Raw genomic sequence first — 12,015 nt, 5'->3', positions numbered from 1 at the left:
GCGGTAGTGACAGAGTGCTACAACCGATTGCCACCACCACAGGAGGGAATCCGGATATGTCCACGACCACCATCGCATCGCCGATCGGCGCCGACTTCTTCGCCGACGTGCAGATCCCGACGATCCCCGACGTCGCACGCGAATTGATCGGCACGCTGCACGACGACGACATTCCTTTCGAGACGGTCCGTTCCGCCATCGCGCGCGACCCCGCACTCGCGGCCAAGCTGATCCGGTTGGCGAACAGCGCGCGTTTCGGCCTGCGGCGCCAGGTGGCCTCGCTGGACGACGCGATCACGATGGTGGGCCTGAACCAGGTGCGCACGCTGGCGATGGCGGCGTGCCTCGGCAGTTCGTTCTCGGCGGTCCGCGGGGTGGACAGCAAGGCGTTCTGGCAGGAAAGCATGGCGATCGCCGGCTATGCGCAATGGCTGGCGCGTACGCTGGGCACCGATGTGCAGCAGTCCTGGCTCGCCGGCTTCATGGTCCGGCTGGGGGAACTGATCATTGCGCAGAAGCTGCCGGACCGGATCGACGAGATCGAGCGCATGCCGCATTTCGCCGGCGGTCGCTGGGAGCGGGAACAGTCGATGCTGGGATTCACCGAAAGCGCCGTGACCGCCGAACTCGCCCGCCGCTGGAATTTCCCGGACTCGATCGTCCGGGCGCTGGAAACCGCGTCCGATCCGCTGCAGCACGAGCCCTTCTGCCGGCTGGGCGGCATCCTGCACATCGCCACGCTGCTGGCCGAACTGGAACTGGACGAACATAAATCGCATCCGGACGCGATCGCCGCTCTGCCGCACGATGTGGTGACGGCACTGCAGCTCGACAGCGCCTGGCTGACGACGCACATGCCCGACGTGGAGAGTTTCATCGACACGCCACTGTATTGACGCGGCTCGCCGCAGGCCCAAGAAAGACGGCGAGCCGAGGCTCGCCGTTCAGAAAAACTCGCTAGAAACTCGCTGAGAGAAGCGGGATCTGCAAATCCCGCCGCTCCTCTGGTACTTAGTACGTGGTGGCGCGCACCGGCACCAGAATCACCGGATCAGCCGTCTGCGGCTCGATGCGCACATTGCGTTCGCCGGCGGGCACCACGATGGTTTCCACACCGCGGATCACACCGCCACCGGCCACGCTGCCGCTGGCCATGCCGCCGCCCTCGACGCGCGCCACGCAGGCGGCCTTGTCTTCGGCATTCTGGAACACGTCGCAGCGGCGCATCTCGTTCGCAGCGTAATCACCGTTGCTGTTGTTCAGTACGCCGCGCTTCTTGTCGGCCGCTGCGTTGCGGGCCTCTTCCAGGCAGGTGGCCTGGGCCTGCTGGGTGCGGCCGTTCATGCAGGCAGCACGTTCGGTAGCGTAGTTGCCGCTGGCATCGGCGCCGGTCGTCGCGTTGCTGACCGGGTCGTTCTGGGCATGGGCCACGCCGGCCGACAGCGCCATCACGGCAGCGGCGCCGCAGAAGGCGAGGGTGTTACGCAGGCGGGACGGGACGGAAGCGTTGGAGCGTTGCATGGAGAAGTCCTTTCGGTGAGATCGATGGACGCAGTCTGGACAGCCCGTTTCGCATGCCGTGCAGGTGCATGCTGCGCCGTCGGGCGCGTTCGGTTCCGGTCGGCCTATAGGACATGTCCGGCAGGGGTAGCGCCGGTCCTACAGCAGCGCCTGCCGCTGCGCGAGCGACGGCGGCGCCCACTCCGAGATCCAGGTCTCCGTGAGGGCTCGCCCCTCGGCGCGCAGAAACAGCCGCAAACCGATCGGCTCCAGGTTGCCGTCGGCTGGCGGGACCACGTCGAACAGGGCGCGCCAGCCGCGGATCGCCGGAAGCGGGCGCGCTGACACCCGTTCGATACGGCCGCGGGATGCGGTTACCAGCGCTTCGACAGCTGCGGCAGGAGACAACGATCCCAGATCGCCGCCCACGAAATCGACGGCGAAGCGCCAAGAGAACGCGGCCCGCGGCTGGCCCGGCGTGCCGCCGATGCCGGAGCGGGTCGCCCGACAGCGTCCGAGCGGCGGTGCGGCCGACGCGTCGGTACCCCAATGCAGGCGGTAACCGAACACCAGTTCCTGCCCGCCCCGCGGACGGTCGGACGGGCTCCAGAAGACCACCACGTTGTCGGCGGTCTCGTCGACCGTGGGGATCTCCACCAGCTGCACCTGCCCGCGACCCCAGCCACCCTTGGGTTCGACCCACAGCGAGGGCCGGCGTTCGTAGGCGGCCGCGTCGTCCTGGTAGCTCTCGAACTGCCGGTCGCGCTGCAGTAGGCCGAAGCCGCGCGGGTTCTGGTCGGCGAAGGCATTGAAGCGCAGCGTGGCCGGGTTCTGCAGCGGCCGCCAGATCCACTCGCCGCTGCCGGTCTGCATCGACAGGCCGTCGGAGTCGTGCAGCTCGGGGCGCCAGTCGCGCGCGACGCGGCGGTCGTTCTCGCCCGATAGGAACATGCTGGTGCAGGGCGCGATGCCGAGCCGGTCCATCTCGCGGCGTGGGTACAGCGCGGCGTCGATGTCCATCACCGTGGTGTCGCCGGGTGTGATCGCGAACCGGTAGGCGCCTGCCACGCTCGGCGCGTCCAGCAGCGCATGGACCACCAGCGTCCGCGCGCCGGGGGCGGGCCGTTCGAGGTAGAACTCGGTGAAGTCCGGGAACTCCTCGTCGCGGGAGACGGCAGTGTCCACCGCCAGCGCTCGCGCCGACAGCCCGTACTGCCGCGATGCGCCGACGGCCCGGAAGAAGCTCGCACCCAGGAAAGCGACCCGGTCCTGGCGCGGCTCGCCTCGCAGACCGATGCGGAATCCGGCGAAGCCGAAGTCCGCCGGCAGGCGCGTGCCGTCGAGGCCGCTGCGGCCGTAGTCGAACATGTCCGGCACGTAGCCGAGCTCGCGGGTCTGGCCGGCCACGATCTCGAAGATGCGGACCTTGCGGGGGAAGGCCGGCGTACGGTGGAACAGCCGGACCTCGAAGCCGAGGTCGCTGCCGGCCCACAGGGCGCGTTCGCCGCGGAAGCGGATCGCGCGCACATCGTCTTCGCCGAACCGCGCCACGTCCGGCGGCAGCACCGTGGTCGGCGGTTGCCAGGGGGCGGCCGCCAGGGCGCGGGCCCGGACCTTTAACCCGGCATGGTCGAAGGGCAGGGCGGTCGAAGCCGATGCGGCCTTGCCAGCGCCGAGGACGGCCGCCGAGCCGGCGGCACCCAGAAAACGTCGTCGTTGCATGCGAAACAGGGAAGTGGTCGGAGGATGGAGGCGAAGGATACGGCGCGCCTTCGGCAACCATGACCGCGGCGCGGCTGGTTATGCTGGCGTGCTCCCATCACCACATCCCTGCGAGACCCCATGAAAGCCACCTGGAACGGCCAGACGATCGCCGAAAGCGAGGACACCGTCCTCGTCGAAGGCAACCATTACTTCCCCGAGTCGTCGCTGCGCCGCGAGTTCGTGACCTTCAGCAACCACCAGACCACCTGCCCCTGGAAGGGACAGGCCCGCTACTACTCGCTGCTGGTCGATGGCGAACTGAATCCGGATGCGGTCTGGTACTACCCCGATCCCAAGCCCGAGGCCGAGGAGATCCGCGGTCGGGTGGCGTTCTGGAAGGGCGTGAAGGTCGGCGCCTGACCATCCCGGCGGCGCGCCCGGCGCGACCTACTTGCGGTACTGCAGCAGCACGACCCAGGGCTGCGCGTTGAGCAGCCGGTCGCCACCGGCGGCGTACTGCGTGCTCAGCACCGGGGGCCGGGCGCCATTCAGGTCCATCCGGCGGCGGGTGACCGACTGGAGCACGTTGCCGCCGATGCTGTCAACCTTGGCCGCGTCAAGGTCCACCCCGACCACGATGTCGCAGTGCATCGCGAAGCCGCCGGGCACCAGGCTGCGCCGCCGCTCAGCCAGCGCCGTCTGCAGGGAGGCGAAGCGGTCGATGCCGGCGGTCGGTCCGCGGGTGTGGCAGAGCAGGTCGCCCGGGCGCGGCGTGGTGCGGGCGATATCGCAGGCGCGGTAGGCGGCGTCGGTCGGCGATGCGCTGCCGGCAGGCGCCTGCTCCGCGGCAGTCGCCAGGAAGGCGGCATCCACGTACTGCGCATGCGCATCGGAGAACACGAATTCCTGACTGCCGATGCCGGCGCTGCGCACCATATAACTGACGAACGCCGCGGACCAGGGGTTGTCCACCAGGGCGGCCCGGGCGAGCGAGGTCTCGATCGCGGCGGTCTCGCGGGCGTTCAGGCCGGCATCGCTGCCGAAGGTTTGCAGCCGCGCTGCGCTCAGGCCGCGCACTGTCTGGCGCAGCAGGGGCATGTCCACCGTGGAACTGTCGCTCGCCTTCACGCGGCGCGGTTCTGCCGGGTCGAGTGCCTGCCAGAAGCGCTGCACCTTGCGCCACGTGGGCACCGGGTCGCCGTCGCCCCGGTCGAACTCGGCTTCCTGGTAACCCGCCTGGACCAGCCGGCCCCGGGTGTCGATCGCTTGGCCCCCGAAGGCGTGATGCTGTGCGGTCGCCTCGGCCACCAGCGCTGCGACCCGCGGGTCCTGCGACGGTGCCCGGGCCGTCGCGGCACAGGCCGTGTCGGCCGGCGTCTGTGCGTGGAGGGCGATAGGCGAGAGGGCTGCCAAGCCGCAGAAAAGCGCCGCAGGAGCGGGGAAAAGATGCCGCAGGGCGGCCGGAAGTACGCGCATGGAAGGAGGATAGAGGAGGCACTGGCGTCGGCTCCCTCCTACCTATATCACCGGCCCTGCCTACAGTGCGAAGGCAGAGGGTCGCATTAGGCTGCAATCACATCAATTCCCAAGGGAATGCCATGTCCGAGACACGCACAGACGCCACCGGCACCGAGACTGCCCATCCGTTTCCCACTACCCAGCGGATCGAAGACGCCCAGCGCGCCGGCACCGGTGATGCGCCACCCGCGCGCACCGTTCACCACAAGCCGACCGAGGAAAAGGTCGATCATGCGGTTGAGGAGTCGTTTCCGGCGAGCGACCCGGTGGCCGTGTCGATCACCAAGGTCGTGCACCCGAGCAATCCCGACAGCGCCGCGCCACAGGACAGCAGCAAGACGCCCGGAGGCTGAACGATGCCGTCAGTCAAGGTTCGTCGACCGCCTCAGGCGTTCTGCGACCCGCGGTGCGCCCAGCCGGTCATCCGCTTCTCGACGATGCTGAACAGCTCGTACATCAGCATCGCCATCGCGCCCACCACCATCAGGCCGGCGAAGGCCAGCCCCATCTGCATCGAGGAGCCGGCCGAGATCAGCAGGTAGCCGATGCCTTCGTTGGCGGCGGTCATCTCCGATACCGTCGTGCCGACGAAGGCCAGCGTGATCGCCACCTTCAGCGAACCGAAGAAATAGGGCATCGACCGGGGCAGGCCGACCTTCACCAGCACGTCCCACCGGCGCGCACCCAGAACCCGCAGCACGTCTTCCAGTTCCGGCTCCAGCGTGGCGAGGCCTGTCGCGATGTTCACCATGATCGGGAAGAAGCTGATCAGGAACGCGGTCAGGATCGCCGGTCCGATGCCGATGCCGAACCACACCACCAGAATCGGCACGAAGGCCGCCTTGGGCAGTGCGTTGAAGGCGGTCATCAGCGGATAGACCGCCGCGTACGCGAGCCGCGAACTGCCGATCACGAAGCCCAGGAGCACGCCCACCACGATCGCGATGCCGAAGCCTGCCATCGTCACCCAGTAGGTGCGCCACGCATGGCCGGCGATCACGCCCTTGAATTCGATGAGCTGCTGGCCGATGCGGGCCGGGCTCGGGAAGATGAATTCGGACACCCCGAAGGCCGACACCACGATCTGCCAGACGAGCAGCACGGTGAGCAGCAGCAGCCAGGGCGACCAGCGTTCGATGTTCTGTTTGTTGTTTCTCATGGCGGTGCGGACCTACTGGGGAATCGTGGTGGCGGGTGCGCCGCCCGAGCGGATCGCACCGATGTGGCTGCGCAGTTCCAGCACGATGTCGGTGAATTTCTTGGTGTAGGTCACCTCCAGGTCGCGCGGGCGCGGCAGGTCGATCTCGCGCTTGACGACGAAGCGGCCCGGGCTCTTGCTCATTACGTAGACGGTGTCGGCGAGGAACACCGATTCGCGCAGGTCGTGCGTCACCAGGATCACGTTGAATTTCTGCTCGGTCCAGAGGTCGCGCAGGATGCACCACAGCTCCTCCCGGGTGAACGCGTCCAGGGCGCCGAACGGTTCGTCGAGCAGCAGCATCCGCGGCTCGTGGATCAGCGCGCGGCAGATGCTCGCGCGCTGCTGCATGCCGCCCGAGAGCTGCCAGGGGAACTTGTCCTCGTAGCCGCCGAGGCCCACCTTCTGCAGCAGGCGTCGGGCGCGCTCCTCGTACTCCTTGCGCTTCTGCTTGAAGGTGGAACGGTAGGGCTCGACGATCTCCAGCGGCAACAGCACGTTGTCGACCGTGGTGCGCCACGGCAGCAGCGACGGCGCCTGGAACGACATGCCGGAGATCTTCAGCGGCCCGGTCACCGGCTGCCCGCCGATACGGATCTTGCCCATCGACGGCATGCGCAGGCCGGTGGCGAGCTTCATGAAAGTGGACTTGCCGCAGCCCGACGGGCCGACGATGGCGATGAACTCGCCCTCGCGCACCTGCAGGTCGATCGCCTCGACGGCGAACTGGTTGGCGCGCAGCAGGTCCTCGTTGTAGGCGAGCCAGACGTCGCGGAAGTCGACGAAATAGGGCGACGCGGCGGCGTCTTGCATACGGAGCCTTTTTTATGAAGGAAATCGGCACTTTGCGCAGGTAGGATCTGCGCAAGGTGCTATGAAAAAAGGAGTGGGGCTTACTTCTTCGGCAGCACGTCGAGCTCGGCCTTCGCCGGCAGGAAGGCCGAGGTCCAGACCGTGTCCGGGTTCACCCGCGTCTTGGTGCCGAACGCGTCGGACACCTGCGACGCCATCAGCGACAGCCGGCCCGGGTTGACCTGGCCGAAGCCCTCGGCGCGGGCGTCGGCGCTTGCGACCACCGTGTCCACCGCCAACTGCAGGCGGCGCGCCTCCAGCGCCTCGTTGGCGATGCCGTCGCGCTGCTTCACATAGACCGCGGCGGCCTTGGTGTCGGCCATCACTTCCTTGGCGCCCTTGGCGAAGGCCGACAGGAACGCCTTCAGCGCCGCCGGGTTCTCCTTGATGAACTTCGGCGAGGCGATGATCGCGTTGCCGTACAGCTTCACGCCGTAGTCGGGGTACTGCAGCACCACCACGTCGGACGCCTTGGCGCCGCGCGCCTCCAGGTTCAGCAGCGAGGTGAAGGTGAACCCGGTGATCGCGTCCACGTCGCCGCGCATCAGCATGGTTTCGCGCAGCGGCGGGTCCATCGCGGTCCACTGCACCGTGCCGACCTTGTTGGCCTGCGCGAAGATCGGAAACGCGCGGCGGCCGGCATCGAACACCGGGGCGCCGAGCTTCTTGCCGGTCAGGTCCGCCGGCTTGGCGATCCCGGACTTCTTCAGCGCCATCACCGAGGCGGGCGTGTTGTTGTAGACCATCATCACCGCGACCGGCTTGTTGGGCGCGTCGGGGTTGTTGGCGTGGAATTCCATCAGCGCGGCCATGTCGGCGAAGCCGACGTCGTAGCTGCCCGAGGCCACCCGTGTGACCGCGCCGCCGGAGCCGTTGCCGGCATCGACCGTCACGTCGAGGCCGGCCTGCTTGAAATAGCCTTTGGCGACCGGCAGCAGAAAGAAGGCCGAGGGGCCCTCGAAACGCCAGTCCAGCTGGAAGCGGACCGGCGTGGCCGCCTGGGCGAAGGCGGAGGTGGCGACGAGACAGGCCGAAGCTACGGCGGAGAGGGCGATCAGGCGGCGGGTGGTCGTCATGGCAGCGGGCGCAGGTTGTGGGTGTGCGCAACATTCTGCAAGAACGGTGCCCGCCGGCGACCGTGGAAATCCCGCATCCTGTATACGATCCTGCGCACAATCCAGGCGGCGGGAGGCCGCTCCGCCATCACGGATGCGGTGCGCGATGCACCGTGGTGGTGCGCCTACTGCTCGCTGTAGCTGTACGTCAAGCCGCCGTCGACGAAGTACGTGCTGCCGGTGATGTAGCCGGCGTCGTCGCTCGCCAGGAACGCGACCAGCGCTGCGACTTCCTCCGGCTGGCCGAGCCGGCCGAGCGGAATCTTTTGCTTCAGCGGGTTCAACAGTTCGGGCGTGTCCATCAGGTGCCGGTTGATCGGCGTGGCGATCGCGCCCGGCGCCACGTTGTTGATGCGGATCCCGAGCGGTGCCAGTTCGCCGGCCAGGTCGCGGGTCAGCATGCGGACGGCGCCCTTGCTGGCGCAGTACGAGGCGAAATGCGGAAACGCGATCTCCTCGTGCACCGAGCTCATGTTCACCACCACGCCGCCGTGCCCGGCCACCCGGCAGTGGCGCACGAAGGCCTGCGTGCCGAAGAACATGCCCTTCACGTTGGTGTTCATCACCAGGTCGTAGTCGGCCTCCGTCGTGTCCCAGAAGTCGCTGCGGCGTTCCACGCCGGCGTTGTTGACGAGGATGTCCAGCCGGCCGAACTGCGCCACCGCGTCGTCCACCAGCCGGGCCACGTCGGTCGCGCTGCCCACGTCGGCCGGCATAAAGGTGGCGCGCCGGCCGAGCGCCTGCAGTTCGGCGACGAAGGCATGCGCATCCCCGTCGGCCGCGCGGCCGTTGAGGATCACGTCGGCGCCTTCGATGGCGAACCGGCGAGCGCAGGCGGCGCCGATGCCCTGGCTGCTGCCGGTGACGAGGGCGACTTTTCCGGTGAAACGGGACATGGAATCTCCTGAAGGTAGGGGAAGAAGGTCCGGGACGGGCGCAGTCAAAGCAGCGCGATCAGCGCGGTCCACCCGGTCTGGTGGCTGGCGCCGAGCCCACGGCCGGTGTCGCCATGGAAATACTCGTGGAACAGCAGGGCGGCCGGTTCCCCCGGCGCGCTGGCGCACTCGCCCGGCGTGCTGCAGCCGGGTCGCACGCCGTGGGCATCGGGCACGAACAGGCCGACCAGCCGCTGCTGCAGGAAATCCGCCACCTCGCCGAGCGAGCGATAGGTGCCGGAGCGCGTCGGACACTCGATGCGGAAGCCATCGCCGTAGTAGGTATGGAAGCGCCGCAGGGCTTCGAGGATCAGGAAGTTGAGCGGCATCCACACCGGGCCGCGCCAGTTGCTGTTGCCGCCGAACATGCCGGTGTCGCTCTCCGCCGGCGTGTAGTGCAGCGCATAGCGGGTGTCGCCCAGCGTGTAGTCGAAGGCGTGCTCGCCGTAGGCTTTCGATACCGACCGGATGCCGTGGGGCGACAGAAATTCGTCCTCGTCGAGCATGCGGGCGAGGACCGATTTCATCCGGTGGCCGCGCAGCAGGGCGAACAGGTGCCGTCGCTGCGCCGCTGCGGCCGGGGCGGGCGGGTCCTCGCCGGGCGGCAGCGCGTCGATGCGCGGGCTCGGGTCGCGCCAGTGGCTGACCAGCGCGTCGAGGTCGGGGCGGTCCTGCAGGAAGCGGTCGAGGTGCGACCGCAGCCGCTGCAGCCGGTCGAGCCGGGCGTCGTCCAGCACTTCGCAGGCCAGCAGCGGCACCAGTCCGGCAATGGTGCGCAGCCGCAGGCGGCTCACGCTGCCGTCGGGGCGGCGGATCATGTCGTAGTAGAAGCCGTCGTCCTCGTCCCACAGGCCGTCGCCCGCGGCGCCGCCCACGTTGGCGATGGCGCCGGCGATACGGAAGAAATGCTCGGAGAACTTGATCGCCAGGTCCTCGTAGACCGGGTCGTCCTGTGCCAGTTCCATCGCGATGCGCATCAGGTTCAGCGCGTACATCGCCATCCAGCTGGTGCCGTCGGCCTGCTCCAGTTCGCCGCCGCCGGGCAGCGGCTGGCTGCGGTCGAATACGCCGACGTTGTCCAGCCCGAGGAAGCCGCCTTCGAAGATGTTGTTGCCGCTGCGATCCTCCCGGTTGACCCACCAGGTGAAGTTCAGCATCAGCCGGTGCAGCACCTGGCGCAGGAAGGCGGTGTCGGGCGTGCCGGTGAGGGCGGCGTCGCGCTGGTAGATCTTCCAGGCCGCCAGCGCCTGCACCGGCGGATTGACGTCCGAGAAATTCCACTCGTAGGCCGGCAACTGGCCGTTGGGATGCATGTAGCGGTCGTGCAGCAGCAGCGTGAGCTGGCGCTTGGCCAGCGCCGGGTCGATCGGCGCGATCGCGATGCAGTGGAAGGCCAGGTCCCAAGCAGCGAACCACGGATATTCCCAGGTGTCGGGCATCAGCAGCACATCGTGTGCATTGAGGTGCTGCCAGCCGACGGCGTTGCGGCCGTGCAGCCGTGCGGCCGGCAGCGGCGGAGCACCCGCATCGCCCTGCAGCCAGCGGCGCACGTCGTAGCGGTAGAACTGCTTGCTCCACAGCAGGCCCGCCCAGGCCTGCCGCTGCACGGCGCGCCGGGTCGGGTCCAGGTGCGGATCCTGGCGCGCCGCGTAGAAGGCATCGGCTGCCGCGCGGGCGGCGGCGATGTCGGCATCTGCGCGGTCGAACACGGCCGCGCCTGTCGTATCGCCGGTGTCCGCCGCGTACAGGTGCAGGCGGATTGTGGCGCTGCCGCCGGCCGCGATCGTGCAGGTGCGCCAAGCCGCAGCCTTGGTGCCGATCGGCCGGTCACGCACCGCCGCACGCACGCCGTGCACTACACGTTCGCCGATGCCGTCCTTGTACACGGCCGGCCCGGCGGTGTCCGACACCAGGGACAGGGGGCGCCCCTGGCATCCAAGGGCGGCCAGACGTGCCTCGTTCGCCGCGTTGTCGGTGAACAGGAAGCAGGCGCCCTCGTCGTTCAGCCCCGCCGTGCCCTCGACACGGCAGACGTAGCGGCCGAGTGTGGGATGGTCCGCGTGGAGCACCGCGTCGTCGTCGGCCGCCAGCGAGAGCCGGGGCACCGGCGCATGCGGCTCCGCCGGGTCGCCGCGGAACCACACGGTCGGCAGCAGGTGCAGCGTCGCGGCGTCCGGCCCGCGGTTGTGGGCGGTGTAGCGCACCAGCAGGTCGGTCGGGCTGCGCTTGGCGATCTCGATCTCGACGTCGAAATAGCGGCCGCCCTCGAAGATGCCGGTGTCCGCCAGTTCGTATTCCGGGTCCTGCCGGCTGCGGCGGGCGTTCTCCGCCACCAGCGCCGCGTAGGGAAACGCCCGCTGCGGATAGCGGTAGCGCATCCGCATGTAGCGGTGGTCGGGCAGGTTGTCGAGGTAGTGGTACACCTCCTTCACGTCCTCGCCGTGATTGCCTTCGGCATTGGACAGGCCGAACATCCGTTCCTTCAGGATCGCGTCCTCGCCGTTCCAGAGCGCCAGCGCCAGGCAGAGCCGCTGGCGGTCGTCGCTCAGTCCGCCGATGCCGTCCTCGCCCCACCGATAGGCAAAGCTGCGCGCCATGTCGTGCGTGACGGCCTCCCAGGCGCGGCCGTCGGCGCTGGCGTCCTCTCGGACGGTGCCCCATTGCCGTTCGGCGAGATAGGGTCCCCACTGTTGCCAGGTGGGGTCTTTTGCCGATGGCTCGGCCTGTCCGGACGATGGCGGCTCAGACGCGATGCTCATCGCGCGGTCGCTGTCGAGGGCGCTGCGCTGGCTGCAGCTCGCCCTGTCGGCACGTTGAGGCGCTCGGCGATCCTGTCGGCGACCCGCAGCGCATTGGCGATGATCGTCAAGGTCGGATTGACGGCGGCGCTGGAGACGAAGAAGCTGGCGTCGGCGATGTAGAGGTTGTCCAGTTCGTGGGCCTTGCAGTCAAGGTCGAGCACGGAAGTGCGCGGGTCGGTGCCGAAGCGCGCCGTGCCGCACTGGTGTGCCGTACCGCCGATCGGAATGTTCTTGCCGAAGTACAGCTTGCGCTCCAGCAGATGGGGGTGCACGTCGGCGTGCTTCAGAAGGTGCTCCAGTTTCGCCCGCAGCCGCCGGTGCGCCTCCATGTTGTTTTCCGTCACGTCGAGCAGCACGCTGCCGTCGGGCCGCAGGCTGATCCGGTTCTCCGG

General features: G+C 68.6%; 12 protein-coding genes. 3 read left to right on the top strand and 9 right to left on the bottom strand.

Annotation, left to right across the window (positions count from 1 at the left end):
- Nucleotides 1–56: 56 nt before the first annotated feature.
- On the top strand, nt 57–896 hold the full coding sequence (locus QZ500_RS18485; RefSeq protein ID WP_295857391.1) for an HDOD domain-containing protein: 840 nt from the start codon (nt 57–59) through the stop codon (nt 894–896).
- A 115-nt stretch (nt 897–1,011) separates the two neighbouring features.
- On the opposite strand, the gene QZ500_RS18480 is transcribed toward QZ500_RS18485, so the two are convergent.
- Both QZ500_RS18480 and QZ500_RS18475 read right to left on the bottom strand, forming a co-directional pair.
- Nucleotides 1,012–1,521 carry a hypothetical protein gene (locus QZ500_RS18480; protein ID WP_295857389.1) on the bottom strand — a complete coding sequence of 170 codons (510 nt, stop codon included), beginning with the start codon at nt 1,519–1,521 and terminating at the stop codon, nt 1,012–1,014.
- 138 nt (nt 1,522–1,659) lie between these two features.
- Nucleotides 1,660–3,222, bottom strand: a complete 1,563-nt coding sequence (locus QZ500_RS18475) for a glucan biosynthesis protein (protein WP_295857387.1) — start codon at nt 3,220–3,222, stop codon at nt 1,660–1,662.
- Nucleotides 3,223–3,342: 120 nt separating this feature from the next.
- Here QZ500_RS18475 and QZ500_RS18470 point away from each other — a divergent pair, with 120 nt between their 5' ends.
- Nucleotides 3,343–3,624, top strand: a complete 282-nt coding sequence (locus QZ500_RS18470; RefSeq protein WP_295857385.1) for a DUF427 domain-containing protein — start codon at nt 3,343–3,345, stop codon at nt 3,622–3,624.
- Between the two features lie 27 nt (nt 3,625–3,651).
- On the opposite strand, the gene QZ500_RS18465 is transcribed toward QZ500_RS18470, so the two are convergent.
- On the bottom strand, nt 3,652–4,680 hold the full coding sequence (locus QZ500_RS18465) for a DUF2272 domain-containing protein (protein WP_295857383.1): 1,029 nt from the start codon (nt 4,678–4,680) through the stop codon (nt 3,652–3,654).
- 122 nt (nt 4,681–4,802) lie between these two features.
- Here QZ500_RS18465 and QZ500_RS18460 point away from each other — a divergent pair, with 122 nt between their 5' ends.
- Complete coding sequence (locus QZ500_RS18460; RefSeq protein ID WP_295857382.1) at nt 4,803–5,075, top strand: hypothetical protein; 273 nt, start codon at nt 4,803–4,805, stop codon at nt 5,073–5,075.
- A gap of 32 nt (nt 5,076–5,107) precedes the next feature.
- Here the strand turns inward: QZ500_RS18460 and QZ500_RS18455 are convergent, their stop codons facing one another.
- From QZ500_RS18455 to QZ500_RS18430, 6 genes are all read right to left on the bottom strand, one after another.
- Nucleotides 5,108–5,881 carry an ABC transporter permease gene (locus QZ500_RS18455; RefSeq protein WP_295857379.1) on the bottom strand — a complete coding sequence of 258 codons (774 nt, stop codon included), beginning with the start codon at nt 5,879–5,881 and terminating at the stop codon, nt 5,108–5,110.
- A 12-nt stretch (nt 5,882–5,893) separates the two neighbouring features.
- Complete coding sequence (locus QZ500_RS18450) at nt 5,894–6,733, bottom strand: ABC transporter ATP-binding protein (RefSeq protein ID WP_295857377.1); 840 nt, start codon at nt 6,731–6,733, stop codon at nt 5,894–5,896.
- Nucleotides 6,734–6,813: 80 nt separating this feature from the next.
- Nucleotides 6,814–7,848, bottom strand: a complete 1,035-nt coding sequence (locus QZ500_RS18445; protein WP_295857375.1) for an ABC transporter substrate-binding protein — start codon at nt 7,846–7,848, stop codon at nt 6,814–6,816.
- A 164-nt stretch (nt 7,849–8,012) separates the two neighbouring features.
- Nucleotides 8,013–8,783, bottom strand: a complete 771-nt coding sequence (locus QZ500_RS18440; protein WP_295857373.1) for a glucose 1-dehydrogenase — start codon at nt 8,781–8,783, stop codon at nt 8,013–8,015.
- 44 nt (nt 8,784–8,827) lie between these two features.
- Nucleotides 8,828–11,581, bottom strand: a complete 2,754-nt coding sequence (locus QZ500_RS18435) for a glucosidase (RefSeq protein ID WP_295857370.1) — start codon at nt 11,579–11,581, stop codon at nt 8,828–8,830.
- On the bottom strand, nt 11,578–12,015 hold a 438-nt coding region (locus QZ500_RS18430; protein WP_295857368.1), incomplete at its 5' end, for a GMC oxidoreductase. The genes QZ500_RS18430 and QZ500_RS18435, both read right to left, overlap by 4 nt.

The organism is uncultured Xylophilus sp. (assembly GCA_913776965.1).
In the GTDB taxonomy this organism is placed as follows: Bacteria; Pseudomonadota; Gammaproteobacteria; order Burkholderiales; family Burkholderiaceae_C; genus Xylophilus.
This window is presented reverse-complemented; position numbering and strand designations above follow the sequence as displayed.